At 74.4% G+C, this 26,469-nt stretch carries 14 protein-coding genes and 1 pseudogene; 4 read left to right on the forward strand and 11 right to left on the reverse strand.

Going from position 1 to position 26,469, the window contains the following annotated elements; genetic code table 11:
• Nucleotides 1-86: 86 nt before the first annotated feature.
• A complete protein-coding gene (locus tag ACWENR_RS04880) occupies nucleotides 87-1,292 on the forward strand; it encodes a cytochrome P450 (RefSeq protein ID WP_452275736.1) in 1,206 nt (401 codons plus the stop codon).
• A gap of 4 nt (nucleotides 1,293-1,296) precedes the next feature.
• Complete coding sequence (locus tag ACWENR_RS04885) at nucleotides 1,297-1,533, forward strand: ferredoxin (RefSeq protein WP_452275737.1); 237 nt, start codon at nucleotides 1,297-1,299, stop codon at nucleotides 1,531-1,533.
• A 43-nt stretch (nucleotides 1,534-1,576) separates the two neighbouring features.
• Here the strand turns inward: ACWENR_RS04885 and ACWENR_RS04890 are convergent, their stop codons facing one another.
• Nucleotides 1,577-2,482 carry an SMP-30/gluconolactonase/LRE family protein gene (locus tag ACWENR_RS04890; protein WP_452275738.1) on the reverse strand — a complete coding sequence of 302 codons (906 nt, stop codon included), beginning with the start codon at nucleotides 2,480-2,482 and terminating at the stop codon, nucleotides 1,577-1,579.
• A 97-nt stretch (nucleotides 2,483-2,579) separates the two neighbouring features.
• Here ACWENR_RS04890 and ACWENR_RS04895 point away from each other — a divergent pair, with 97 nt between their 5' ends.
• On the forward strand, nucleotides 2,580-3,029 hold the full coding sequence (locus ACWENR_RS04895) for an Lrp/AsnC family transcriptional regulator (protein ID WP_452275772.1): 450 nt from the start codon (nucleotides 2,580-2,582) through the stop codon (nucleotides 3,027-3,029).
• Between the two features lie 54 nt (nucleotides 3,030-3,083).
• On the opposite strand, the gene ACWENR_RS04900 is transcribed toward ACWENR_RS04895, so the two are convergent.
• The 7 genes from ACWENR_RS04900 to ACWENR_RS04930 form a co-directional block, all read right to left on the reverse strand.
• Nucleotides 3,084-3,686 carry a hemerythrin domain-containing protein gene (locus ACWENR_RS04900; protein WP_452275739.1) on the reverse strand — a complete coding sequence of 201 codons (603 nt, stop codon included), beginning with the start codon at nucleotides 3,684-3,686 and terminating at the stop codon, nucleotides 3,084-3,086.
• Nucleotides 3,687-3,838: 152 nt separating this feature from the next.
• Nucleotides 3,839-4,723: an aminoglycoside phosphotransferase family protein gene (locus ACWENR_RS04905; RefSeq protein ID WP_452275773.1), complete on the reverse strand. Its 885-nt coding sequence runs from the start codon at nucleotides 4,721-4,723 to the stop codon at nucleotides 3,839-3,841.
• A 252-nt stretch (nucleotides 4,724-4,975) separates the two neighbouring features.
• Nucleotides 4,976-5,680 (reverse strand): C39 family peptidase, encoded by a 705-nt coding sequence (locus ACWENR_RS04910; RefSeq protein WP_452275740.1) that lies wholly within the window; start codon nucleotides 5,678-5,680, stop codon nucleotides 4,976-4,978.
• A gap of 270 nt (nucleotides 5,681-5,950) precedes the next feature.
• Nucleotides 5,951-6,358 carry a pyridoxamine 5'-phosphate oxidase family protein gene (locus tag ACWENR_RS04915; protein WP_452275741.1) on the reverse strand — a complete coding sequence of 136 codons (408 nt, stop codon included), beginning with the start codon at nucleotides 6,356-6,358 and terminating at the stop codon, nucleotides 5,951-5,953.
• A 254-nt stretch (nucleotides 6,359-6,612) separates the two neighbouring features.
• Nucleotides 6,613-6,945, reverse strand: coding sequence for a DUF1232 domain-containing protein (locus ACWENR_RS04920; protein ID WP_452275742.1), 333 nt, complete (start codon nucleotides 6,943-6,945; stop codon nucleotides 6,613-6,615).
• Nucleotides 6,946-7,008: 63 nt separating this feature from the next.
• Nucleotides 7,009-7,818: a hypothetical protein gene (locus ACWENR_RS04925; protein ID WP_452275743.1), complete on the reverse strand. Its 810-nt coding sequence runs from the start codon at nucleotides 7,816-7,818 to the stop codon at nucleotides 7,009-7,011.
• Between the two features lie 305 nt (nucleotides 7,819-8,123).
• Entirely contained in the window at nucleotides 8,124-8,495 is a 372-nt protein-coding gene (locus tag ACWENR_RS04930; protein WP_452275744.1) for a hypothetical protein, read from the reverse strand.
• 207 nt (nucleotides 8,496-8,702) lie between these two features.
• Between ACWENR_RS04930 and ACWENR_RS04935 the strand changes: the two genes are divergently transcribed.
• Nucleotides 8,703-9,239 carry a hypothetical protein gene (locus ACWENR_RS04935; RefSeq protein WP_452275745.1) on the forward strand — a complete coding sequence of 179 codons (537 nt, stop codon included), beginning with the start codon at nucleotides 8,703-8,705 and terminating at the stop codon, nucleotides 9,237-9,239.
• 145 nt (nucleotides 9,240-9,384) lie between these two features.
• Here the strand turns inward: ACWENR_RS04935 and ACWENR_RS04940 are convergent, their stop codons facing one another.
• The 3 genes and pseudogenes from ACWENR_RS04940 to ACWENR_RS04950 all read right to left on the reverse strand — a co-directional run bounded on the left by ACWENR_RS04940 (nucleotide 9,385) and on the right by ACWENR_RS04950 (nucleotide 26,457).
• Entirely contained in the window at nucleotides 9,385-10,011 is a 627-nt protein-coding gene (locus ACWENR_RS04940; protein ID WP_452275746.1) for a hypothetical protein, read from the reverse strand.
• Nucleotides 10,012-10,034: 23 nt separating this feature from the next.
• Nucleotides 10,035-11,524: pseudogene (locus ACWENR_RS04945) on the reverse strand (DUF6406 domain-containing protein).
• Between the two features lie 53 nt (nucleotides 11,525-11,577).
• The gene (locus tag ACWENR_RS04950) at nucleotides 11,578-26,457 is read right to left on the reverse strand and encodes a toxin glutamine deamidase domain-containing protein (protein WP_452275747.1); all 14,880 of its coding nucleotides are present in this window, start codon (nucleotides 26,455-26,457) and stop codon (nucleotides 11,578-11,580) included.
• Nucleotides 26,458-26,469: the final 12 nt, after the last annotated feature.

Here is a 26,469-nt window from a genome sequence, read left to right on the forward strand (position 1 = left end):
CGCAGTCGGAACATGACTCTTCGTGGAGTCAGCCCCCGACCGGACCGGCGTCCCCCTCGGACGTCGCGACGAGAGGAAGTCGACCGGTGACAGAGGCCCCCGAGACGACCCGACCGCAGCGCTATCCGTTCAGCGAGCCCGACCGGCTCAACCTCGACCCTCGCTACGCCCGGCTGCGCCGGGACGAACCGCTCACCCGGATCCGGATGCCCTTCGGGGAGCCGGCCTGGCTCGCCACCCGGCACGCCGACGTCCGGACCGTGCTCGGCGACCCCCGGTTCAGCCGCGCCGCCTCGGTGGGCCGCGACGAGCCCCGCAACTCGGCGCGACAGCAGGACACCGGCATCCTGTCCATGGACCCGCCGGAGCACACCCGGCTGCGCCGGCTGGTGGCGAAGGCGTTCACCGCCCGGCGGGTGGAGGCGCTGCGTCCCCGCACCCGGAAGGCGGCCGACGAGCTGGTCGACGCGATGCTCGCCGCCGGCCCGCCCGCCGACCTGGTGGAGCACCTGGCCACCCCGCTGCCGATCCGGGTCATCTGCGACCTGCTCGGGGTGCCCGTGACCGACCAGGACCGCTTCCACACCTGGTCCGAGGCGATCGTGTCGACCACCTCGCTCAGCCCGGAGGTGGCCCAGCAGTACATCGACAACCTGTTCGCGTACATGGGCGAGCTGATCGCGCGGCGGCGCCGCGAGCCCACCGACGACCTGCTCGGCGCGATGGTCCGGGCCCGCGACGCGGACGACCGGCTCGCGGAGGACGAGGTCGTGCGGCTGGCCGCGGGGCTGCTCGCCGCCGGCCACGAGACCACCGTCACCCAGATTCCCAACTTCGTGTACGTGCTGCTCACCCACCCCGACGAGTGGGACCGGCTGCGGGCGGAGCCGGCGCTGGTGCCGGGCGCCGTCGAGGAGCTGATGCGCTTCGTCCCGCTCGGCGCGTCCTCGGCCTTCGCCCGCTACGCGCTGGAGGACGTCGAGCTCGGCGGCGTGCTGGTGCGGGCCGGCGAGCCGGTGGTGGTGTCGATCCCGTCGGCGAACCGCGACGGGACCGTCTTCGCCGAGCCGGACCGGCTCGACCTGACCCGGCAGGCCAACCCGCACCTCGGCTTCGGGCACGGGGTGCACCACTGCATCGGCGCGCAGCTCGCCCGGATGGAACTCCAGGTCGTCCTGGAGACCCTGATCGACCGCACCCCCGGCCTGCGCCTGGCCGTTCCCGAGGCCGAGCTGACCTGGAAGAGCGGCCTGCTGGTGCGCGGCCTGGTCGCCATGCCGGTGAGCTGGTGACCCGGTGAGCGGGCCGACGGAGCAGTGGCGGGTACGGGTGGACCGGGACCGGTGCATCGGGTCGGGGATCTGCGCGGGCACCGCGCCGGGGCACTTCGCGCTGGTGGACGGTCTGTCCCGCCCGCTGGCCGAGCGGGTGGCGCCCGACGAGGCGCTGGTGGACGCCGCGGACTCGTGCCCCGTGGAGGCGGTCGTCGTGTCCGAGGTGGACGGCCTGCGCCGGATCGCCCCGCAGCCGTGAACCGACCGGGCGTGCCGGCCGTCGCGCCGGCACGCCCGGCCGGTCACTGGCCGGGGTAGCGAACCCCGTTGATGTTGACCCGCAGGGCGTAGAGCGAACTGGACGCGCAGACGAACAGGTGGTTGCGTTTCGGCCCGCCGAACGTGAAGTTGGCGACCACCTCGGGCAGGCGCAGTTTGCCCAGCAGCGTGCCGTCCGGGTCGAAGCAGTGCAGCCCGTCGTGTGCGGCGGCCCAGATCCGGCCGGCCGAGTCGAGGCGTACGCCGTCGAAGCTGCCCGTGTCGCACTCGGCGAACACCTCGCCGCCGCGCAGGGTGGCGTCCGCCCCGACGCGGAAGCGCCGCAGGTGCCGGTGTCGGGTGTCGGCCACGTAGAGCGTCGACTCGTCGGCGTCGAACGCGAGCCCGTTCGGCTGGCCGAAGTCGTCGGCGACCAGGCGTACCTCGCCGTCGTGCGGGTCGACCCGGTAGACGTGGTTGCCGCCGATCTCGCTCTCGGCGCGATGTCCCTCGTAGTCGCTGTCGATGCCGAAGCTCGGGTCCGTGAACCAGATCGAGCCGTCGGAGTGCTCGACCACGTCGTTGGGGCTGTTCAGGCGCTGCCCCCGGTAGCGCTCCGCGAGCACGGTGTCGGTGCCGTCGGCCTCCGTGCGGGTGACCCGCCGGTTGCCCTGCTCGCAGCTCACCAGCCGCCCGCGCCGGTCGACGGTGTGCCCGTTGGCGTAGCCGGCCGGCTGCCGGAACACGCCGACCGCCCCGGTGGTCTCGTCCCAGCGCAGCAGCCGGTCGTTGGGGATGTCGCTGAACACCAGGTAGCGCCCGGCGGGGAAGTATGCCGGACCCTCCAGCCAGCGGCCCCCGGTGTAGAGCCGCTCGACCCACTCGTCACCGTTGACCCGGCGGAACCGTTCGTCATGGGCTTCGAAGTGAGCCTTGACCCGATCGATCATGAGACACCCTCCCGACTGTCGTTCAGCGGTACGCTAACACCACCGAATGCGAGTCAGTCGGAAATGTGATCTACAGAATGAGGTTCGGGGGTTGAATGTGGACGACATCGACCGGAGGCTGCTGGCGGAGCTGCAACGGGACGCCGCCCAGCCGTACGCGGCCCTCGCTGCCGCCGTCGGGTTGTCGACCGGCGCCGCGCACGAGCGGGTACGGAAGCTGCGCGAGCAGGGGGTGATCCGACGGACCACGGTGGACGTCGATCCCGCCGCCGTGGGCCGCGGTGTGCTCGCCTTCGTGATGATCGAGGCGAACGCCTGGATGGGGGACCGCCCCACCCACGAGGCGCTCGCCGCGCTGCCGGAGGTCGAGGAGGCGCACGTGGTGGCTGGGCCGGCCTCGCTGCTGGTGAAGGTCAGGGCGGGCTCGCCCGAGCAGCTCCAGGCCAGCCTGCGGCGGCTGTTCCAGGTCGAGGGCGTCACCGGCACCCGGACCATCGTGGTGCTGGAGACGTTCTTCGACCGCCCGCCGGACCCGCTCGGCGGGTGAGACGGCGGTGGCCACGCCCCGGGCGGGGCGTGGCCACCTAACGGCCCGACGCGGTCAGCGCTGCTTCTCGCGCAGCTCCGCGGTCGACGTGGGGCGGCCGGTGAGCGCGTCCCGCATCCGGTCCACCAGGCCCGCGCCGGGGTTGAGCAGCTTGTTCACCGGCGGCCGGTCCGGCGCGGCCGGGTGCGGCCGGGTCGGGGTCGACTTCTTCGCCGCCTCCACCTTCCCGGCCAGCTCGACCATCTCCTCGCGGGCCACGGCCGCCCGCAGCCGGGGGAAGAGGTCCGACTCCTCGTCCTGCACGTGGTGCCGGATCGTCCTGGTCAGGTGTGCCAGCACCTCGTCGAAACGCGGCTCGGACGGGTCGAGCGACTCCAGCTCCTTCAGCGTCCGCTCCGCGTCGGCGTGCTCGGAGATCTCGTGGTCGGCGATCTGGTCGCCGTCCGGCAGCGCCTTGCGGGCGGCCGGATAGACGTACATCTCCTCGGCGACGGCGTGGCGGATCAGCTCCGCGATCATCACGTCGGCCAGCTGCCGGCGGTGCTCGGGGGTGCCCTGCCGGCTCTCCAGCTCCACGAAGAGCGCCTCGACCTCGCGGTGGTCCGCGGTCAGGACGTCGACGACGTCCTGACCGGCGGCGTGGTGTGTGTCGGTCATTGTCTGCCCCTTACCGGTTGCGGAACGGTCGGCTCTGGGCTGCTGGTACCCCCGGGTCGCCAACCGAACCCACCGCCGGCGAGGTCGTTCCCGCCGCGCCACCGACCCGCGGCGGCGGCCCTCCACTGTGCCGGCCGGCCTCGTCGTCGGCGTCAGGACAGGACGGCGTCCAGGGTGTGGCGGGCGGTGTCGGCCATGACGGGATTGGTGTCGACGTAGTAGAAGAGGGCGCCGATGGCCTGGACGAGAGCCCAGCCCCGCCCGCGCGCCCAGGTGGCGTCGTCGACCCCCAGCGCCCGGCGGTAGCTCTCCCGCGCGTGGGGCGGCAACAGGTTCCACGCCGGCATGAGGTCGACCGCCGGGTCGCCGACGCAGACCGTTTCGAGGTCGATGACCGCGGCCAGCCGGCCGTCGCGGACCAGCAGGTTGCCGGGCATCAGGTCGGCGTGGATCCAGACGTCCGGCCCGCCGTGCGGGGCCGCGTCCCGGCACTCCTGCCAGACGGGGGCGAGCCGGGACGTGTCGACGAGGTGACCGCTCTTCGCCAGGCAGCGACGGACGTAGTCGTCCCGGGCGGGCAACGGACCGCCCCGGGTGCGCCCGTCCCACGCCCGACCGCCGGTGTCCATTCCGTGCAGCGCGCGGACGAAGTCGGCGAGGTCGTGGGCGAACCCGACCGGGTCGCCGATGCCGTCGGCGCTCGCGGTCTCGCCGGGGATCCAGCGGTACGCCGTCCAGGGCCCCGGGTAGCCCTCGCCCGGCTCGCCGAGGGCCAGCGGCTCGGGAACCTGGAGGGGAACGTGCGCGGCGATGCGGCGCGCGCTCTCCTGCTCGCGCCGCAGGTCGTCGAGGAGTTCCGGGTCGAGGCCGGGGCGCAGCGGGAACCGGAGGACGATGTCCTCGCCGAGGCGGAACAGGGCGCTCACGGTGCCGTGCGAGGCGATCGGACGCACCGGAAGGCCGCGCCACCGGGGAAACTGGTCGGCCACGAGCGCGGTGACGACGTCCACCGGGACGTCGATCTGGTCGGCGTGCATCTTCACCGGCCGATCATGGGCGAGGGCGGCCCGGTCGGGCGACCCCTTTTCGCCCCTCGCGGTGGCGGTCGCGGCGTCCTCGCGGTGGCGGTCGCGGCGCTGCTCGCCGTCGCCGCCGTCCGACGCGGGCGGCCTCGTGCGCGCGCGGGCGGTGGCGAAGCCGATGTCCCACAGCGTCGGCGCTCCGGCCGCGCGGGCGGGACGCGCACGGGCCGGCCCCCCACCCGGGGGACCGGCCCCTGCGGCGTCGGGTCAGGACGAGTAGCCGCGCTCGGCGATCCAGGTGGCGACCTTCTCCAGGGTCATCCAGTACTCGCCCTCCGGGGAGGCCGGGTCGGCGACCCGGATCAGGTCGCCGCCGTCCCGGTAGCCGACCAGGGTCAGGTAGTGCCCGCCCTCGTACGACTGCGGGTGGCCGTCGGTGTCGACCGCGGTGCCCTTGACGTTGGCCACCACCGGCCGGCCCTCGTCCAGGGCGGCGGTCACGTCGGCGCGCAGCCGGTCGACCTCCTCCGGCTTGGCCACCGGGCCCGGGATCTCGGTCGTCCGGTACCGGCCGCCGGTCAGCTCGTTGAGCACCCGGGTGATGTCCAGGGCCGAGTCGGTGCCGGCCTCGGTGGTGCCCAGCATCTTCGCGACTTCGTCCTGGGACAGCGCCTTGCCCTGCGCCGACAGGGCGATCCGGGTCGCTGCCGGGCCGCAGTAGTAGAAGTTGGGCTGCGCCTGGTACTGGATGCCCACCATGCGCTCGGCCCGCCTGTCGGCGCGACGGTCCTTGTCGTGGCGGCCGCCCTTGTCGGCCTGGTCGGCGCGTCCGCCCTTGTCGGTGTGCACCGAGGCGAGCGGGGCGGCCACCGCCGGTGCGGCCTGGGCGGCCGCCGCCGGCCCGGCGATGCACCCGCCGGCCACCAGCAGACCGGCGACGGACAGACCGCTCTTGTGGAGGATCGGGTTCATGGTCGGGCTCCAATCGGGGGTTTGACGCCTCCGGGGGGACCGGAGGCGCAAGCACCGGGAAAGGCGCTCGCCGGGAGGGATTCGGCGGCCCGGAGCGGGCCGGTGTCCGGGGCGTACCAGGGATGCAACGACCCTGCCCCGCCGGTCATTCCGGGCCCCGCACGGCCGGTGGTACCGGCCGCACGAGGGGATGCAACGGCACCAGGGGCAGCGGGATTCCGGCGTACGGATGCGACCCGTCACACCGTGTCGACCGGACCGGTCAGTCGGTTACAGACCGCCCAGCAGGCGCGTCACGGTGATCTCGATGACCACCCGGTCCGGATTGGGACGCGGCGTCCGATACCGGTCGGCGTACCGGCGCTCGGCCTCGGCCACGGCGGCCGGGTCGGCGCGGACGACCGCCCGGCCCTCGATGGTGAGCCAGCGCCGGCCGTCGACCTGGCAGACGGCCACGGGAGCGCCCTCGGGGCCGGCGGCGGCGACGTGCCGCGCCTTGCGGGACGTGCCGCTGGTGATCACCCGGGCCAGGCCCGCCGCCGCGTCGAGGGTGACCCCCACCGGCACCACGTGCGGGGTACCGTCGGCGCGCAGGGTGGTCAGCGTCGCCAGGTGCCGCTCCCGGCAGAACGCGGCGACCCGCTCGTCGTGCGGTGCCAACCGATGGTCGCCGGGCATGTCCGTCCCCTGACTCGCGCTGCGGCACCGATCATGGCACGGCCAACCGGACCAGGGACGCGAAGACCGCTCTCCGCTCGGGGCGCGGCGGGTCGCCGTCCCGCTCGGGGCCGCCTGGCGGGTCTTGCCGTCCGCTCGGGGCGCGGCGGATCTGCCGCCCGCTCAGGGCGGGTCTGCCGTCCGCTCGGGGCGGGTCTGCCGTCCGCTCAGGGCGGGTCTGCCGTTCGCTCGGGGCGCGGCGGCTGCCGCCTGCCTCAGGGCACCCGGCGGCGGGTGCGGTCGGTGTCGGGCCGGCCGTCCTGCCCGCCGGGCAGCGGGGGATTCCCGGCCCGGCGCCGCTGGACCAGCCGACCGAGGTAGATCAGCGCGCCGGTCAGCACGGCCATGTCGTCCAGGTAGATCGGGTCGGGCAGCAGGTCGATCGGAAGCACGGTGTAGAGCAGCGCGCCGTAGAAGGCCACCTTGCCGTTCACGCCGAGGGTGCCGAGCAGCCGCCGCGTCCGGACCACGCGGACGGCCAGCAGCACCGCGCCGACCAGCGTGACGACCGCCACGACGCCGACGACGACCCACGCCTCCCTGGACATACGGCAACGCTAGCCCACCCGGGCGACCCCCGCCCGGAACCGACGGCCGGCCCGCCGCCCCGGTCAGTACGCGACGACGGCCGCCCGCCCCCGGGCCGCCGGCGCCTCGCGGCCGGACACCGCCGGCAGCTCCCGGGTCTGCTCCGGCGCCCCCTCGATCAGCGGCAGCAGCGACTGCGACTCCTCGGGGCGGGCGTTGGCCGCCGTGAACGCCTCGTCCCGCAGGCTGCGGGCGGCCTCGGCGGCGAGCTCGGCGGCCCGCCAGGCGGCCTGCTCCCGGTCCCGGGCGGCCTGCTGCCGCGCGAACAGGTTGTCCCGTACGGCCCGGCGCAGCACCAGCTCCTGCTCGACCGGGTGCAGGCGCGGGTCCCACCCGTTCCGGTGTGCGAAGACGTCGCTGAGCTGGTTTACCGAGAGCTCCTTCCGCCAGTACGCGTCCAGCGCGGCCCGGTGCAGGAAGCGTTCGCGCTCGGCGTACTCGGCCGGGGTCCGGGGGGTGCTCGGCAGGGGCATCGCCTCGGCGGTCGCCAGCCGGCGGACGTCGGCCTCGGCGGCCTCGTACGCCTGCCAGGCCGCCTCGACCGCCTCCTGCGCGGTCAGCCACTCGGCCCGCAGGCGGGCGGCGGTGGTGCCGGCCCGCTCCGCGGCCACCGCGACCTCCTCCGCGTACCGGGAGCGTTCGCGCTGCTCCTCGGCCCGTTCCAGCTCGCTCGGCATCGCCGCGCGGCGGATGCGGGCACCCGCGTCGAAGCGGAGGCGGCCCGGCCGCAGCAACAGGCCGGCGACGGTGACGGCGACGACGCCGAGCAGGCTCAGCCAGATCGCGGCGGCCCGCGGCACATCGAGCAGGACGGAGGAGAGCACGGTCTGCATGGTGAGCACCTCGCGGTCGATCGAGGGAAATCGACGTATGGTCGTGCCCGGCGGGCGGGCGGGTAAACATCGTGGACGCGTGTGGGCGTGTGTCGGCAGGTGGTCGTCTCCGGCGGGGCCCGCGGGAACGGTCGGACGGGCGGCGCCGAGGCGGAGGCGGCCGGGCGGCGTGGCGGTCCACGCGGTGGCGGGCCGGAGCCGTGGCGGCCCGATTGCCGGGAGACGGCCCGGTCGGCCCGGCCTCGCGCCGCGGGAGGAGCTCCCGCCGCAGCGGCCGGTCGCCTCGGGGGACGGTGGCCTACGGGTCAGGCGGTCGGTGGACCGCGCCGGGTGGGAACTCCCCGGCCGGGGTCGCGGGCCGGCACGTCCAGGCGGGTGGCCGACGCGACCGGGGTCTCGGCCCGGCGGACGGCTGGCGAGGCGGCCGCGTCGACCGGCCGCTCGGCGGCCGGCTCCCGGCGCGGCAGCGGCCGGTCGACCGCGGCGACCGGTGTGCTCGCGGCGACCCGGGTGCTCGCGGCGACCGGGCCGAGGGTGGGGGCGGCCGGTGCCGGTGCGGCGGTCACGCCGCCGAGGCCGACGGCGAGCACCAGCGCGGCGACGGCCAGCCGGGTCAGCTCGCGCAGTGAGCGCAGCGTGACCGACCAGAACGGGTCGGTGGACGCTGTGGACGGCACTCGTCCAACCTATCGCCCGCGCGCGGACCGTGCAGCGCGGCGGCGGTGTCGGACCGGGTGACCGCCACCACGCCGTCCGGGGTGGACCGAACGGGTGCGGGATTCGCGGTTCTGCCGGAAGCCACGGAGGAACCGGTGACGTCAGGTTGCGCTGGTGTGGATGTCGTGGGTCGCCGGGGAGGGCGGCGGATCGGTACGGTGGAGCGCATGATCCTGCCCCCCAGCCGTACGAGCGCGGAGGCTCATCTCTACATGGACCTGCGGCCGTGCTTCTGCGGCGAGACGCGGTTCGCCCGGCAGAGCGCGGTCGTGGCGCTCGAGGACGGCGACCTGGCCGCCCGCTACACCGGTGCCTGCCCCGCCTGCGGCCAGCCGCGCGAGTTTACCTTCCGGCTGCCGGCCGAGCCCGCCGTGATCCCTGCCGGTGGCTTCCGCTACGGCGGGGACGAGCCGTCGCAGCTGCTCGATCCCGGCGAGTGGCTCCGGGTGGCCGACACGTACGCCAGGTCGGTGCCGGCGGCCGGGGACGCGGGCGAGCGGGTCCGGGCCACGCTGATCCGGGCCGTCGCGGCGCTGGACGAGGTGCTCAAGTTCATCCCGCCCGGCGAGGACGTGGTGCCCGCCGCAGCCTGCACCAGCGAGTGGGGACGCGACCTGCGCCAGCGGGAGCCGGGCCGATTCCGGCGCGGCCGGCTGGCCGCGGCCCGCGACGCGTACGCCGGGATGCTGCCGCAGGCCGTCTGAGCGAACCGCCAGTCGTCCTCGACCCCCGCACGGCACCGGCGCGACCCGGGCCGGGAGGCCGGCGCATCGCGCCGAGCCCTTCCGGCAGCCACACCGTCCAGCGCGGTCGGTTCTCAGGCCCGCCAGGTCCCGGAAGCGGCGATCCTCACCGGCGGGCCTCGTCCAGACAAGCGGCGTTCGCACCGACCAGCAGGGGCAGCGCGGCCAGGAACTCGCGCAGCACGTGCCGGGGGTCGTGCTCGCGGGCATCCGCCACCTCGGCCCGGGCGCCGGCGTCGGCGAAGACCTGACAGACGTCCCAGAGGCTGGCGCCCACGCTGCTCCACTGCCACACGTCGTGCACCAACGCCGGCAGCCGCAACACCGGCGCGGTGCCGAAGAGGCCTATGCCGTAGCGCAGCGGGTCGTCGGGGGTGTTGCCCAGCGACACCATGAGTGGGAGCACCCGGTGCGCGCGGGCGAAGTCCACCACGTCCGGCGCGTCCGGCGTGATCTCCACCAGCAGGCCGTCCTCCAGGAACTCCGCGACGACGCGGTGCGGGTCGGCCACGCCGAGCTGCCTGGCGGCATCGGTCACGGCGGCCCGGTCCCAGACGGCGTCGGGCCGGTCCACGGGGTGGTGCGCCGCGGCCCAGACCGCGAAGGCCTGCGGGTCCTCCAGGGTCACCGAGAGGCGGCCGATGCTCAGCGAGTGGTACTTCACCGGGGCGCCCACGGCCGGGTGGAACTCCCCGGTATAGCGCCCCACCGGCAGGATCAGCGGATCGGCCATCGCGGGGTTCCTCGTCGTGTCGGTCACGGCAGCGGCTCCAGGTAGACGACGCTGGCCGCGAGCAGGAGGTGGGCGGTACGGAGGAACGCGGTGAGCAGCCGTTCCGGGTCCACCAGGTCCGGTTCGGTGCCGCCGGCCTCTCGTTCCTCGTCGGCGAGCGCCTGGCACATCGTCCAGAGGCTCTCCCCGGACGGGCACCGTTCCCACATGTCGTAGACGGTGCGCGTGACGCTCACCACCGGGTGCTCGAAGAAGCCGATGGACCAGAGCCAGGGTTGCTCGGCGCTGTTGCCCAACCCGAGCATGCGGGCGCCGACCCGGTGCCGGCGGGCGAACTCCACCGCCTCGCCGGGGAGGACCTCCACGGCGAGCCCTTCCGCCAGCAGCCCGTGCAGCAGCGGGGCGCTGTCGACACCGGGCAGCTGCGCGGCGGCCGCGTCGCGTACCGCGGGCAGGGTCCAGGGCTCCTCGGGCGATCGGTCGCCGCCGGTGCCGTGCGCCAGCGCCCACAGGGTGAAGCGCTGGTCGTCCAGCTCCCACACCTCGTCGCCGAGGCGGACCCGGTGGTAGCGCTCGGTCGAACCGGCCACCGGGTGGAAGGTGCCGAAGAACTGCCCGACCGGCAGCAGCAGGGCCTGCGCGGTGTGTGTCGTCGTCATCGCTGCTGATCCTCAGGTCGCGTGGCCGACCACGGCTGGTCGTCATGCTGGGAGTGGCCGGGCTCGCCGGGCCGGATGATCTGCACCGGCGGCAGGTCGGACAGGTCGATCGGAGTCAGCCTGCCGAGGAAGTAGCCGAACGAGCGGGCCACCGGAACCAGGTGCCGCTCGCGCCCGGCGGCGCCCTCAGGACCGATCGCCCCGCTCAGGCCGGCATCCGGCAGGAAGTACACGCCCTCCTCCGCCATGTCGCGCGGCCGCAGCGAGAGCACCAGCAGACCGCCGGAGACGTTCGCGACGACCAGCCAGGTCGGCGACAGCCAGGGATCTCGGTGTACGCGCTGAGCGTGCACCAGGTCGAACGGCGGGTACTGGGGGTGAACGCCGAGCAGGGGGCGTTCCGGCAACACGGTGAAGGGCAGGCCGGGGACGTGGTGCTCGACCTCGGGCTGTGCCCCGTTGTTGTCCCGCAGCCAGTCGCGGTAGCTCGGCGGCAACGAGATGCCGAGTTCGGCCTCCACCGCTTGTAGCTGCGCTTCGTCGAGCTGACCGTAGGGCCGCAGCCGGGCGGACTTCCAGACCTGGCCGGTTGGTGGCGTCACCACCTCGTTCTCGTCGACCCGTCGGACGATCACCCGCCACTCGTCCGCGTTCTTCATGTCGACGTCCGCGAAGCGCCAGGTCTCGTCGCCCACCGGGAAGGTCTCGCCGAGAGCGACCTCGTGGTGGGGGGATTCCTCGCTCCAGTGGGGCATGACGACGATCTCGCACCGGACCGGGGGGCCCTCGTCGATCCACCGGACGCCGAGCCGCGCCGGCCCGATGTCCGACGGCACGTTGTTGCTGATGGACATGACGTCCGTGTAGGAGCGCAACGGCTCTCCTTCCAGCTCTCTTCTCGGCACGGTCACCCGCCCAGCATGTCGTGCAGCGTCGCCTCGTCGGGCAGCTCGAAGCCGAGCACCTCCCGGGCGATCCGCTCGGCCTCAACCCGGCGGACCGGCAGCGAGCCTCCGGGACCGGGCGGTGCCCCGCCCGCCGTCCAGTGGGCCGAGCGTTGTCCCCGCTCGGACGACTCGACCACCCCCAGGCCACTCACCGTACCGTCGGTGGCCAGCAGGGCGTAGTAGACGAGGGTGTAGCGCTCGTCCTCCAGATAGGTGCGGCCCAAGGTGTGCGGGGCCGACGTGGCGATCGGCGGCGTGGAGCCAGCCGGTGGCGCCGCTGGCGGGCCTGCCACCGGGGGCGGTGGGGTCGGCGGCGCGGCTGGCGGGCCTGCCACCGGGTGCGGCGGAGTCGGCTGCGCCGCTGGCGGACCTGCCACAGGTGGCGGCGGAGTCGCCGGCGCCGCTGGCGGACCTGCCATCGGGGGCGGCGGAGCCGGCTGCGGCTCCAGGTGGGCAAAGTCCCTGCCCATCAGGTCGAGGAATTCCCGCACGGTCATCGGCGTCGGGTGATCCCTGTTCCACGGGTTGCGCAACTGCACCTGACCGTTGCCGACCGCGACCACCTCGTAGGCGTGACCGGCGTAGAGCCCGTGCGGAAGCTTCTTACGGATCGATGCGGGGTAGTCCGCGCTCGACCTGGTGCCGGCGATCACCGGGCTGCCGGCGGCCAGCAGTGCGGCCAGCCGGGCTTCGACGGCTGCCTCCCGTCCCGGCGTCGGGTCGAACTGTTCGGCGCGACTCGGCACCCCGGTGAGCTGGGTGAGCAGCTCGGCCTGCATCCGTGGGGTGCTGCCGACGCCCAGCCGGGCGTAGCCGGTCGGCGCGGCCACGTGCGGATCGTTCGGGCTGTGCCAGGAGGACCAGTCGCGCTGCCACTGCTGATGGCGTTCGGTGCTCCAGGTCCGATCCACCGCCGCGAGCGCCTTCTCCAACAGCGACGCCCAGGAGCTGCCGTTCACCGACTGATCGGCGTAGGCGGTCGCGCCGTTGAAACCAGGGCGAAGCGGCACGTCCGGGCGCACGGTGATCCGCAGTTGCCGGCCCGTCGGGTTGGTCACGTCGCCGAGCAGGGTGCTCTCGTGCAGCAGCACGTCGACGGTGCCGTCCGGGTTGGGCCGGAACAGCCGGGCGATCGCGTCCGGCCGGTGGCCGGCGACGGCGGCCATGGTGGCCAGCATCCCGCAGTCGCCGAGCATGCCCTGCCGCACCTGCTCCCGGCGGGGCGGCCCGTCGAAGAGCGGCGCCGGCTGGCCGGTCTGCGCGTCGCGTGCCTGGCCGTACTCGGGGGCGGGCTGGCCCGGCTCCGCGGCCGGCAGCGTGACCCGGTCGGCGACCACCGCGGTCGCACCGGCCATGACGGTCGCGTCGACCTCCACGTCCAGTGGCGGTGCGCCGGGCACCAGCCCGCGCAACGCCCGGGCGAGTGCGTCCGGCACCAGGGCCAGCACCCGCGCGTTGGTCAGGTAGTGGAAGTCGTGCGTGTTAAGCACCGCCATGGCGGCGGGGTTCGCGCCGTACTCGGCCCGGAACGCGACCCGGGCGCGAACCCGGTCCTCCGTCAGCAGCGACTGCCGTCCCACCTCCGTGCCCAGGTCGAAGACCGTCCGAGACTCCGCCAGCCGGAACTCCGGCGCGTTGTCGAGCACGTACGGGCGCAGGTCGAACCGGCCGCTCAGGTCGACGTACACGCCCTGGGCGGCGATCCGGCTGGCGAGCTGCGGATCCACCTGCCGGATCAGATCCAGCTGGGCCGGCGGCATGGCGATGATCTGCCCGGCGCAGGCCGGCATCCGGGGCAGGCTGGACTGCGCCTGCTCGCCCTGGACGGCCAGCTCCCGCAGCCGGGCGTCCACCGCGGCGGCCGGAGGCACCTGGAAGTCCGGAGCCAGCCGGGAGCGGTAGTCGATCGCGCGGAAGCGCTCGACGGCGTTCGTCGGGTTGCCGCTGAGCACGTCGGCGATCGACTCCGGAGTCACCTGCGGCGCGCTCAACTGCATCAGGTGGGTGGCCACGTCGCCGGGGAGGACGCCCCAGCGGGCGTGCGCGTCCGGGGTGCCCAGGCGCAGCCCGAGATGGTCGACCAGGGCGTCGATCTCGGTCCGGAGGGTGAGCCGGGTCGCCGGATCCGCGTCGGCGTACGACGCGGCGAGGATCCGCAGCTCGGCCAGCCGGCCGTGGTCCTGCGCGGTCAGGCCGGCCGGGTCGATCGGCCCGTCGCGGCGGTCGGCGTCCAGCTGACCGACCAGCGCCTGGCCGGATTCGTGCAGCGCCACCAGCTCAGCCACCTCGTGCGCCAGCGCCCGGGTGACCGCGGCGTCGGTCGCCCGGTCGGACACGGTCAGCGTGAACGAGCCGTCCAGGTTCCGCACCGTCTGGGCCACCACGCCGTCGGCGAGCGGGCCGGCCGCCACGCCCAGCGACAGCGGGTTCAGGCCGGCCACCCGCACCTCGAACCGGTCCGGGGCGACCGCGACGATCTGGTCCGCCCGCGCGGCGCCGGCCACCGTGGGCAGCGCGGCCCGGGCCGCGTCCACCACCGCCGCCGCGTCGGCCGTCGGCCGGCCGAGCCCGTCGAACGACGAGTTCGGCACCGCGGTGGTGGCGGTACGGGCCAGCTCGACGTGCGCGTACCAGGGGCTCATCAGGTCGAGGAATGCGCGCACCGACATCGGCGTGGGGTGGCTGCTGTTCCACGGGTTACGCAACTGCACCTGACCGTTGGCGACGCCGACCACCTCGTAGGCGTGCCCGGCGTACAGGCCGTGCGGAAGCTGCGCGGTCTGGTACGCCGACGCCGGCTGGGTGCCGGTGATCACCGGGCTGCCGGCGGCCAGCAGTTCCGCCAGCCGGGCCTCGGCGACGGCCTCCTGACCAGGTGCGGTGTCCCATCTGTCCACCGACGTCGGCAGCCCGGTCAGCTGGGTGAGCAGCTCCGCCTGCATCGGCCGCGAGCTGCCGCTGTTCAGCCGTGCGTAGCCGAGCGGAGCGGCCTGGGTGTCGGCCACGCCGGGGCGGCTGGTCCACATCTGCTGCCACTGGTCGTGGCGTTCCGGCGTCCAGGTCCGGTCGATCGCGCCGATCGCCTTCTCCAGCAGCGACGCCCAGGCCACGCCCACCGACGACTGGTCCGCGTAGGCCGTCCGGCCGTCCGGGCCGGGTTGCAGCGGCACGTCCGGCTGCACGGTGATCCGCAGCCGCCGCCCGGTCGGCGTCACCGAGCGGCCGGGCAGGCTGCTCTCGTGGAGCAGCACGTCCACCGTGCCGTCGGCATTGACGTGGAACAGGTCGGCGAGCGCGGTGGGCAGGTGACCGGCCACCGCGCCGATGACCGCGATCATGCCGCAGTCGCCGAGCATGCCCTGCTGCACGTCCTCACGCTTGGGCGGCCCGTCGAACAGCGGCGGCGGCTGGCCGGTCTGGCCGTCGAGCGCCTGCCCGTACGCCACGGCGGGGGTGCCCGCCTCGGCCGTCGGCAGGGTGACCCGGTCGGCGGCCACGGCGGTCTCCGTCGGGACGGTGGCGGTGGCGGTGGTCTCCGCGGTCGTCGCCTCGGCGATCGGACTGAACGCGCGCAGCACCCGGGTCAGCGCGTCCGGCACCAGGCCCATCACCCGACCCGCGCCCAGGTAGTGGAAGTCGTGGGTGGCGAGCAACGGGACCGGCTGGCCGCCGGTGAGACCACGCAACGCGGCGCGTGCCCGGACCCGGTCCTCGACGAGCAGCGCCTGCCGGCCCGCCGGCGTCCCCAGGTCGAACGCCGTCCGGCCGTCACCCACGTTGATCTCGGGCTGGCTGTCCACCGCGTACGGCCGCAGGTCGAACTGGCCGGTCAGGTCGACGTACACACCCTGGGCGGCGATCCGGTCGGCGAGCTGCGGATCCACCTGCCGGATCGCGTCCAGCTGCGCCGGCGGCATGACGATGATCTGCCCGGCGTACGCCGGCATCCGCGGCAGGCTGGTCTGGGCCTGCTCGCCCTGCACCGCCAGCTCGCGCAGCCGCGCGTCGAGTTCGCCGGTCGAGGGCACCTGGAAGTCCGGGGCGAGTCGGGCCCGATAGTCGATCATCCGGAACCGCTCGACGTCGGTGAGCGTCGGGCCGCCCCGCAGCACCCGGGCGACCGACTCGGACGTCACCGACGGCACGCTCAGGCGCATCAGGTGTGCGACCGCGTCCCGCGGCATGGCGGCCCACCGGGCAGGTGCGGCCGGATCACCCACCCGCAGGCCGAGATGGTCGACGAGGGCGTCGATCTCGGCGCGTACGGCGAGCCGGGTGGCCCGGTCGCCGGTCTCGTACTCGGCGGCGAGCAGGCGGATCTCGGCCATCCGGCCCCGGTCGTGCGCGGTGAGCCCGGCCGGGTCGATCAGCCCGTCGACGTTGCCCGGGTCGAGCGGGCCGACCAGCGCCTGGCCGGATTCGTGCAGCGCCACCAGCTCGGCGACCTCGTGCGCGAGCGCCCTGGCGATGACGTCGTCCACGGCCTGGTCCGAGACGGTCACCGTGAACGACCCGTCGGGATTGCGCGTCGACTGGGCCACCACCCCGTCGGTCAGCGGGCCGACGGTCAGCTCCACCCGCAGCGGGAACAGGCCGGCCGCGCGCACCTCGAAGCGGTCCGGCGCGACCGCGGCGACCTCGTCCACCCCGGCGTACGGGGCCACCTGCGGCAACGCGGCGCGAGCCGTGTCCAGCACCGCGGCCGGGTCGGCCGTCGGCCGCCCCAGACCGTGGAAACCGGAGTTCGGTACGGCCGCCGCCGTGATGCGGCCCGGGTCGGTGCCGTTGCCGGGGTCGCCGCTGCCCGCCGGGTTCGGGCCGGCCCCCGGGTCGGTGCTGTTCGCCGGGTCGGTGCCGTTCGCCGGGTTGGTCGCGGTCGGGTCGGTCTGCGCGTTGTCGGCGGAACCGAAGAGGCGGGGGAGCAGGCCGGAGCGGCGGTGGGTCTCCGCCAGCCGTTCGGCCAGCCGGTCGGTGGCCGACTCGGCGGCGCTCAGGCGGTCCTCGAGCCGGTCGGCGGCCTGCTCGAGTTCGGCGATCGGCTCGTTCAACCGGTCGATGACCTGGTCCACCCGGTCGGCGGCGTCCCGGGCGTCGCTGCGCGCGTCGAACCGGCTGCGCACGTCGTCGGTTGCGAGGCCGTGCCGCTTGGCGTGCCACTTCGCCAGCCCGATCACCGGCGCCGCGATCACCGCGGCGACGGGGATCACCGGCGCCAGCGGACTGGCCACCGCCACGGCGACCGCGGTCACCGCGGTGGCGGTCACCCCGGTGGTCAGCACACTCGACACGAGGTAGGTGCGCAGGCGGGGAATGCCCGGCGGACGAGCGTCCTCGGCGGTCCGCCGTTCGGCCCGGAGCGTGCGGAGCTGCCGTGCCCGGCCGGCGCGGTCGCCGCCGAACTCCGCGACCACCTGCTGGGCCTCGGGGGGCAGCTGCGCGATCCGGTCCGGTGCCCCGAGCATGCCGTCCCGCAGACCCAGCCGGTCGATCACCGCGTGCAGCTCGCGCAGGGCAGGCTTCAGGGAGACGGGATCAGCGGTACGCACCTGGTGCGCGGCCGTCTGCAACTCCCAGGCGTCGGCCCTGCTCGGCCCTTCCGGACCGGTCGCATCGGGCGTACCGCCCGGGTCCGGTGTGGCTGCCGGATCCGGCGCGGCAGCGGCCGGGTCGGGTGTCGTGCTACCGGGAGTGGTCGACGTTTCGGTCGACCCGGTGTGCCGCTGCGCCAGCCGGTCCATGGCCGCGTTGATGTCGTCGAGGCGCCGCGAGGCCGCGTCGAGTTGCCGAGCGGCGTCGGTCACGGCCGTCGCCGACGGGCCGGCGATTCCTGCCACCCGCGACGTGGGGTCCGTCGCCGGGTTGGGGCTGGCCAGGTCCCAGGCCCGGCGGGCGTCCGCGATCCGGGCCTCGACGCGCTTGAGCAGCAGGTCACGGAGCGGACCGGCGAGCGCACCGGCCAGCATGTTGACCGGTCCGGCCCCGGCGGCGACCTGGAGGGCCCTGGCCAGCCCGACCGTCGTCCCGGCCTGCACCAGGGGGCCGGGCGTCTGCTCGACGGCGTAGACCCCGATGCTCGGCACGTTGCTCGGCCGTTGGGCGCTGTCCGTCGCGTGCGCCGGCGGGCGGGTGAGCAGCTGTGCCGCCCGGCCGGTCAGGCCCGGACGCCCGTGCCGTTCGACCACCGGTCGCAGCTCCGCCGGCACCAGCTCACGGCGCTGATCCGCGCCCGGCGTGCCCTCCCGCAGACCGAGCTGGTCGACCAGGACCTGCAGCTGCCGGGCCACCGACGGGCGGGCCAGCGGGCCCACGGCCTCGTGCCGCGCGGCAAGCTCGGCCAGCCGTTGCAGCGATGCCGTGTCGCGTGGGTCGCGGGATGCGGCAGCGGCCGGGTCGGTCGACGTCGTCGGATCGGTCGACGCGCGGGGCGCAGGGGTCGTCGTGACGTCCGGCGCGGCCAACCCCGCCCAGGCCGGGTCACCGACGAGCAGGCGGCGGAGCGAGCCGGCGACGCCGTTGCGGCGCTGCGACTCGGCGAGCCGGCGTTCCAGGTCGGCCAGGCGCTGCTCCAGGTCGACCGTCCGTCGGGCGGCGGCCGCGGTGCGGTCGGCCACTGCGCTGACCGGATCGGCGAGCGCCTCTGCCGCCTGGGACAGCAGCGCATCCGCCGGCAGCGCCGGGTGCTCCGTGTCCCAGGTCTGCCGGGCGTCGCTGGCGGCGGCCTCCTTGCGGCTGATCACCGGATCGACCGCCACGCCGGTCGCCGCCGCGGCCAGCGCGCCCGCGATGCCGAACCAGCCGAACTTCAGCTGGCCGAGGAGGTTACCGACCTGCACGATGGTGGCGGCCGTCAGCAGGTTCGGCGCGGTCTCCACCACCGACATCCACCAGGGCGCGACTGTGCCCGGCCGCTGCCCGTCGGCCGATTGACGGCCGATGACGACCTGGGCCCGCTCCCGGACCGCGGCCGTCCGCGAGTCGCCGAACCGGTCGACGAGCGGCCGCACGTCGGCGGGCAGCAGGTCTCGGCGCTGGCTCGCACCCGGCGTACCCTGCCGCAGCCCGAGGTTGTCGAGCAGCGCCCGGATCTCCCGGCCCGTGCTGAGCCGGGACCAGGGCCGCGCCCCGTCGTGACGGGCGACAAGACTGCGCAACTCGGCGAGCCGTCCGTGCTCGTGCGGGGTCAACCCGACGACGGGCGGAACACTGCGACCGTCGGGCGAGGTCGGCGTACTGCTGCCGGGTTCGCGGCCTGCCGGCGCCGAGGGGTCCGCGCCGACCGGTGGGAACCGGCGGGGTCGGCCCAGCAGCCGGTGCCGGCGCTCGCCCTGGCGGAGTTGCTCCTGGACGGCCGCGGCCTGCTCGCCGAGCCCGGTCACCGCCTCGCCCAACTCCTGGAGCGCCGAGGCCGCGTCGTCGGTGCGGGCTGCGAGCGACTCTCCGGTGGTGATGTCCGTCTCCGCGGCGCTGCGGGCGTCCTGACGGGCGTCGTACCGCGCCCGCCGGTCCTCGGCGGCCAGGCCGGCCCGCTTGCCCAGCCACTTCGCCGGCCCGGTGGCGATCGCCCCGACGACCGCGGCGGCGCCCATCATCAGGGCGACCTCCGGCCGGCCGCCGGCATCCAGGGTGAGCTTCGCCGCCAGCGCGGCCAGGAGAGAGTTCACGGTGAGATGCGTGACCAGGTACGTCCGCATTCGGGGGAGACCGGTGGGGCGGGCGTTCGATTCCGCTTCGGCGGCGCGGCGGTCGGCGCGCAGCCGGGAGCGCTCGCTCGTCCGGGCCGAGCGCTGGCTGGTCGCGTCGGCCAGCGCGGCCCGCGCCTCGGCGGGCAGGGCCGCGATCCGCTGCTCGGCGCCGAGCATGCCGTCACGCAGGCCCAGCCGGTCCACGAGGGCGGCCAGCTCGCGTCGCGCGGCCGATCGGGACCACTTGTCCGCGGTCCGGGCCTGGTGCGCGGCCGTCACCAGTTCGGCCACGTCGGCGGGGGTGAGCGGCGTGACGACCGATGCGCCCTCCGCCAGCGGCTGCCCGAGGGCGGCCAGCTCGGCAACCTCGTGCGCCAGCGCACGCTCGATCACCGCGTCGGCAGCCCGGTCGGAGACCGTCACCACGGCCGTGCCGTCGGTGTCGAACACGCTGGCGGCGACCGCGCGGTCGGCGACCGGGGCGCTGGTCACCCGGAGGTTGAACTGACTGCCGTCGGCGCGGGTGACCTGGTACGTCCCGTCGGTCAGGGCGGTCACGGCCTGCACGCCGGCGTGGGCGGCCACATCGGGCAGCGCGGCCCGCGCCCGGTCGAGGACGGCGTCAGGATCGGCCTGCGCCCGTCCCTCGCCATGGAAGGCCGTGCCGGGCAGCGCGCTCGCGGTGATCGGCTCGCTCGTCGCCACGCTGCCGTCGGTGGACGTGTCGGTGCCGTCCACGGTTGCCGGCCGCGCGGTCTGGTCGGTGTCGAGGCCCGGTGCGGTCGTGTCGACGTCGACGTCGACATCTGCGTTGGCGTCGGCGTCGGTCGAGGTCAGTCCGGCTGGTCCACCTTCGGCCACACCTGCCGCCCGGTCACCCGACCCTGCCGGCGTGCCGCCGCGTACCGCTTCATCACCAGGGGTGGCGGCAGGCTGGGATGGGCCGTCACCACTCCCGTCTCGTCGATGATGAAGACCCCCTGGCCCAGATGCCTGCCCTGCGCCCGGTCCTGCGGAGAGAGCGTCTCCTGGGCCGCCCAGCCGAACTCGAACGGGAACACCGCCACCGGGTTGCTGGTCCCCAGCAGGCGGGTCATCAGTTGCCGGGCTTCCTCCCTGGTCATCGGCATCGCTCGGTTGCACCTCCATCGACCACAGGTCGTACGTCCCTTCAACGTAGTCGCCGGGCAGCACGTCCGAGATGGTGTCGCCCTGCTGTGGGTCCCACCAGACCGGCCCGTCCGCGCCCTCCGGGTAGACGATCAGGAAGGCGTGTTGCGCGGCCCCGCGCACGTTGCCGTCCTCGTCGAGCTGGGGCTCGCCGGTGTTCTCGTCGAAGGCGAGCCACTCGACGACGACGACCGCGGCCGACCCCGGCCCGGCGTCCTGGACCCGCTGGTAGAGCTGTTCGTACCGGTCGGCCACCGCCGCAGCGCGTTCGGCGGGAGTGGACGGCATCGCTTCGCTGTCGCCGGTCCACTCGCCGCCGATCCAGTTCTGCACCCGGCCGAAGCCGTCCAGCTCACCGGTCACGGTGTCGACGGAGCCGTCCTCGAGCTGGTCGGGCCAGCGCGGCAGGGCCACCTGGGGATCGCCGAAGAAGCTGGCCAGCGCCGCCAGGGCGCAGTCGATGCAGTTGTTGCTCCGGCCGGGCTGGCCCACCCCGCCGTCGTTGATCAGCTGACCGTACGGGTGGGTGGACGGATCCGCGAAGACGGCGTAGCCGTCGGGGGTTCGGAGGCTGTCGGCGACATCGTCCTGGAACCGGGGGTCCTCCAGCGGCGCCAACTCGTCCGGCCCGAAACGCCGGGTGTCCGGCATCGGCCAGCCCTGCATGTCCGGGTAGCCCTGGGTCTGGTCGTCGTCCCCGGGCGGCTCCTCGACGGTCTGATCGCCGGCTGTGACCTCGGTCGACGGGTCGTCGGCGGTCTGCTCGCCGGCCGTTTCCTCGGTCGACGGGCCGTCGACGGTCGGGTCGCCGGCCGTTTCCTCGGTCGACGGGCCGTCGACGGTCGGGTCGCCTGGCGGCAGAGCGCCGTCTAGGACTGGACCCCGCCCCCCGCTGGCCAGGCCTTCTCGTCCGCCTCGCGGGCCATGATCCGTCGTAGCACCGCCCGGAAGGCCATGTCCTCCCGCTGGTCCGCCACCCGGTACGTCCGGTCCAGCTTGTTGATGGTCAACTGCCGGTCCATCATCGGGTGTCCGAAGAGGTAGCGCACCTCCTGGTCGGTCTCCTCGGCCTTGCGGAAGCGTTGCAGTATCGCCATCCCGGTGTCCCCAACTATCAAGATCCTCCCCGGTGCGCTCGGGGACGTTCTGTTCCCAGTTGAACCGCTCGTTCGCATACGCGTGCGCCTCAGCGTACGTCGCATTCGGGTGTTCGCGCTCGTAGCGCGACTCGCGCAGTTCGTGCTCGAGCAGCACCACGTCCTGGGGCAGCGGCTCGCCGCCGCGCAGACGGATCCACGCCTCGGCGATGTCCGCGTCCGGCTCGAAGTGGCCGAGCTCGTGGCCGACCACGTCGCCGTTGTCGTCGTAGACGTTCAACAGATGCTCGTTGACGAACAGGTGCTGTTTGATCTGTTGGATTTCGGCCGTGCTGAAGCCGACCGAGCCATCGTCGCGTGGCACCTGCGCCAGGTTCTCCGCCATCTGTGCGACGTCGGTCGGATCGGACCGGAACATGTCGTACGCGCGGGCCGCCCAGCGATCCTGGGCGGTTACGTCGAGTATGTTGCGCGGTCGGATCGCGGCGCCGCTCTGCGCGGCGTCCGGGCCGGTGGCGGTCGACGTGTCGGCCGCCGGGTCGTCGATGGTCGGGTCGCCTGACGGCAGATCTGCGTCAACTCCGCTTGTGTCGGCAGCGGAGGCGGCGGCCGGTTGGTCCTGGGCAGCCGTGGTGTCAGCGGCGCCCGGCTCGGAGTTCTGGTCAGCCGGTGCGGTGGAGTGCGGCGGCACCGGGTCCGGCCGCGCGGTCGGGGCGTCGGCGTCGCTCCGGGTGACGCCCGGCGTGACCGGGTCACCCTGGGCGTCGAGCGTGATGGACCAGACGTTGTCGACCCCGGCGCTGTAGATCGGGCCGGTGTCGGAGACCGTTCGCGCCTGAACGTCGACCCACACGATCGTCCCGTTGTGGTTCACCGCGTTCCAGGTGTGGGCCCGGCCGCTGGCGTCCGTGGAGGTGGTGATGATGAGGGCAGCCGAGCCGTGGCCGGCGTCCCGAAGAGCGGCGGCGATCTCGGCCAGCCCGGACGTGCTGGTGCCGCGGTGGCTGAAGGTGGTGCGCAGTGCCTGTTCCTGCCGGGCGGTGCTGTCGCGCTCGACGGTCGCCGCGTCCGCCGTGGCCGCTGCCACCTCGGGCCGGCCGAACCAGGTGGACAGGAAGGACAGGCCGGCGTCGGCGCAGTTCCGGTCCCGGCCGGGAACCGTCGGCCCTCCGTCGTTGACCAGGTCCGCCCAGTTGCCCACGCGGGGGTCGGGGTGCACCTCCGGCCGGCCGGTGTCCGGGTCGCGAGGCACGGCATCGTCCAGTGCCTGCTGGTCGGCCTGGTCCGGCGGCACCAAGCCCTGCGGATCCCCGTACGGACGGGAGTCGCTCAGCGGTCGCCCGTTGCCCACCACCCCGGGCACCGGCGGCTGGTAGACCGACGGCGATCTGTCCGGATCCGCGATCGGATCGACGTTGAACTGTGGCAGGAAGTGTTCGCAGGAACGGCACGGCGCCCGGTAGTGGCCCAGGTCGTATCGAACCCCGGCGTCATCGAAGCCGGTGGCGACCTGGTGTGTGACGATCTTCGACCCCTGGAAGGCGTCCAGGGCGAACTGTTCGAAGGTCCCTGGCTCGCCAGCCTCCCGCCACTGCTGCTCAAGCCGGTAGAGCTGATCCGACACCAGCGCGACCTCGGCGCACTGGCCGTGGCCGGCGCCGACGTCGTTGCCCAGGGCAGCTTGGGTGCGGCCTAGGGCGGCCTGAGCGAGCGGGTGTACCGCTGGCTCGGTTCGCGGCGTGGTGCCCTTGTCGGGCCTCATGCTGGTGTGGGTGGTGATGTCGCCGTTCGGCATCATCAGCGCGCCCGCCATGCCCGGCATCTTGCCCTTGGAGATCGTCTTGGCCTTGACCGACGTCCGGACGGTCTCGGCCAGCGTCCGGGACGCCTCGATGAGCATCTGCTCGGCGTCCGGGCCGGTCGGGTCGCCGGGGACGGTGGTCGGGTCGAGGTGCCAGCTGTAGGTGCCACGACCGGTCGGGCCGGTGGAGCGGGTCAGCGTGGTGGGGTCGACCGTCCCGTTGTTGGCGTTCGGCGCGGTCGGGGTGCCGCTGTTCGGATCAGTGTTGGTCGACACCGGGACGAGCACCACGCCGTCGGCGGAAGTCCGCTGGGCCGGAACGGCGTCCGTCGTCGGGTCCGTCGTCGTGTCGGGGTCGGCCTCCGGGGCTGCCGACGGGTCAGGCGTGCTCGACGGGTTGGTCCCGGTCGCGTCGGGGACGGCCGGCGCGGCGTCCGAGCGGGTCGAGCCGTCCGGCGCGGCGGCGACGTCCGTGGGCCCGACACCGACCAGCGGGGTACGCCCCTCCGGCCGTCCGGACGGGTCGGCCTGGCTGGTGCCGGGCTGGCTGGTCGTGCCCGGCTGCGCCGGGGTGCCCGGCTGGTTCGTTGTGCCTGGCTGGTTCGTTGTGCCTGGCTGGTTCGGAGTGCCCTGGTTGGTGTCGCTGGCCGGCGCGGTGCTCGTCGTCGGGGCGCTGGTCGACGGCGTGGTGGCGGGCCCCAGCGAGATGGAGCCGGCCGAGTTCGCAGTGGTCGGGTTGACGGTGGGTGTCGGGCGGCCCGTGGTCGCCTGCGTGTTCGTGCCGGTGTTGGTCGCCGGCGCGGCCTGGGTGCCCGTCCCGGTCTGACTGCTCGTACCCGTGCCCGGCGCGTTCGCAGCGGGCGCGTTCGTCGTCGGCGCGTTCGCAGCGGGCGCATTCGTGGTCGACGCGTTCGCGGCGGGCGCGTTCGTGCTGGCAGTGGGCTGTGCGGTCGTCGTTGCCGTCGACCCGACCACGGCCGGGTTCGTGGCGGTGCCGCCGCTGCTCGGCGTCGCCTGCACGGTGCCGGGAGGCCCACCGGCGACGAAGTTGCTCGCCGTCGTGCCAGGTACGACCGCGGGCGCCTGGTCGCCGGCGAGCGGATCACCCGTGGAATCCGACGTGGTGTCGCTCGTTCCGGGATGTTCGGTGGTCTGCGACGGCATAGCATCCACGGCGGACCCGGAGGACGGCCCCGTGGAGTTGCCGACGTTGGTCGTGGACGACCCGTCCTGGGTGCCGCCGGTGGTCGAGGCGGCCGAGTCGGAGCCCGTGCCCGTACCGGTGCCGGCGAAGCCCTGGTCGGTGACCAGGCCAGTGCCCGGCGCGTCGGCGGCGACCGGGGTGCCGGCGGCCGGCGTACCGCCGTTCGTGCCCGGATCGGTGCTCTGGCTGGTGCCCGCGGTCGACGTGTCGGACGTGTCCGCGGCCGGCGGGGCGCCGGCGTCGGCCGTCGGTGGGGCGAGCGAGATCGATCCGGACCCGGTGGTCGGCGCGTTGCTCGGGCCGGTGTCGGTGCTCCCGTCGCCCTGACTGCTGCCGCTCGAACCACTGCCCGAGCCCGAACCGGACCCGCTGCCCGAGCCGGACCCGCTGCCCGAGCCGGACCCGCTGCCCGAGCTCGAGCCGGACCCGCTGCCCGAGCCGGACCCGCTGCCCGAGCTCGAGCCGGACCCGCTGCCGGACCCGCTGCCCGAGCCGGACCCGCTGCCCGAGCTCGAGCCGGACCCGCTGCCGGAACCGGAACCCGAGCCGGACCCGCTGCCCGAACCCGAACCGGAACCCGAGGTCGAACCCGCGCCGCCGCTGCCGGTTCCCGTTCCGCTGCCGGTTCCCGTGCCGGTTCCTGTGCCGCTGCCGGTTCCCGTGCCGGTGCCCGTTCCCGTGCCGGCGCCGGCCCCCGGGCCGTTGCCGAGGTTGCCGAGGTTTGCACCGCCGACTGCCGGGTTCCCGGTGCCGGTGCCAGTCCCGGCACCCGGCCCGGTGCCGGGGTCGAAGCCGGCGAGCCGGTTTTGCAGGTTCGCCATGCCGCTGCCGAGGTTGCTGGCCGCCATCGTGGCCCCGCCGCGACCGGCGCCGCTGGCGAAGCCGCCGAGGAACGCGTCGGCTCCCGGCATGCTCCACTGCTGGTTCACGAGGCCGTTGGCCAGGACGCTGGCGGCCGGGGAGATGACGGCGTTCTGCGCACCGGCGGCGAGCGCGTTGCCACCCCAGCGGACGACCCCGGCGCCCCGGAAGTTCATCGAGGGAGGGCTGAACGAGACCGGCATCCGGGGCGCAACGTTGTTGCGGGCGAAGCGGGTGCCGGCGTTCAGGCCGGTGCCGAGGACCGCGCCGATGGCGCCACCGACGCCCGCGGTGGCGGTACGTTTGACGTCCCACTCCTTCCGCGTGCCGGCGTTCATCTGGTACGCCTGGGCGCCGATGTCGATGATGAGTTCCTCGCCGACCTCCTCGGCGAGTTCGAGGGCGAACCGCCGTCCGGCGTTGCGTAGCGCCTCGCTGGTGATCCGCCGACTGATCTGGGTGCCGACGGTGCGCAGGGCCGCCTGCATCCCGGCGCGGGTGAGGAGTTGCCGGCCCATCTGCGCGATCAGCCGCCGGAACGCCACCGTCACGGCCTGCCGGCCGGCGGCGAGGATGCCGGGGATCGCTCCGGCCGACACCCCGCCCAGCCAGGCCATCAGCAGCGCCACGAAGACCGCGATCACGGTGATCATCACGGCGATGAGAACCGTCAGCTTCGCGTACTCGATCTCCATGGCCGCGTTGTCGCAGCCGCTGGCGAAGGCGGCCGCCGCCTCCTGGATCAGCGGCAGGCCGGTGCCCGGATCGACGCCGACCTGGTTCCAGAGCTGGCCGAACGCCTCGCCGGCGCCGCCGCCCCAGTTCTGGAGGATCTTCATGGCGGCCGGGTCGGCGTCGGCGAGGGCGTCGTTGATCGTCTCGGCGAGACCGTTCCACGCCTCGGCGAGGTCGCGCATCCGGTCCTCGTCGCCGGTGGGCCACGCCTCACCGGCACTGACCCAGGCAATGGCGTCCCAGACCCACCCGTACTCGCCGAGCGAGGCCTTGGGATTCGGTACCGCCACCTGTTGTGCCTC

The sequence above is a fragment of the Micromonospora sp. NPDC004336 genome (genome assembly GCF_053602615.1).

Bases quoted from the DNA above. Each gene is read 5' to 3' on its own strand.
- ACWENR_RS04890 (WP_452275738.1), bottom strand. From the start codon at position 2,482: ATGATCGATCGGGTCAAGGCTCACTTCGAAGCCCATGACGAACGGTTC.
- ACWENR_RS04900 (WP_452275739.1), bottom strand. From the start codon at position 3,686: ATGACCGACACACACCACGCCGCCGGTCAGGACGTCGTCGACGTCCTG.
- ACWENR_RS04905 (WP_452275773.1), bottom strand. From the start codon at position 4,723: ATGCACGCCGACCAGATCGACGTCCCGGTGGACGTCGTCACCGCGCTC.
- ACWENR_RS04910 (WP_452275740.1), bottom strand. From the start codon at position 5,680: ATGAACCCGATCCTCCACAAGAGCGGTCTGTCCGTCGCCGGTCTGCTG.
- ACWENR_RS04915 (WP_452275741.1), bottom strand. From the start codon at position 6,358: ATGCCCGGCGACCATCGGTTGGCACCGCACGACGAGCGGGTCGCCGCG.
- ACWENR_RS04920 (WP_452275742.1), bottom strand. From the start codon at position 6,945: ATGTCCAGGGAGGCGTGGGTCGTCGTCGGCGTCGTGGCGGTCGTCACG.
- ACWENR_RS04925 (WP_452275743.1), bottom strand. From the start codon at position 7,818: ATGCAGACCGTGCTCTCCTCCGTCCTGCTCGATGTGCCGCGGGCCGCC.
- ACWENR_RS04935 (WP_452275745.1), top strand. From the start codon at position 8,703: ATGATCCTGCCCCCCAGCCGTACGAGCGCGGAGGCTCATCTCTACATG.
- ACWENR_RS04940 (WP_452275746.1), bottom strand. From the start codon at position 10,011: ATGGCCGATCCGCTGATCCTGCCGGTGGGGCGCTATACCGGGGAGTTC.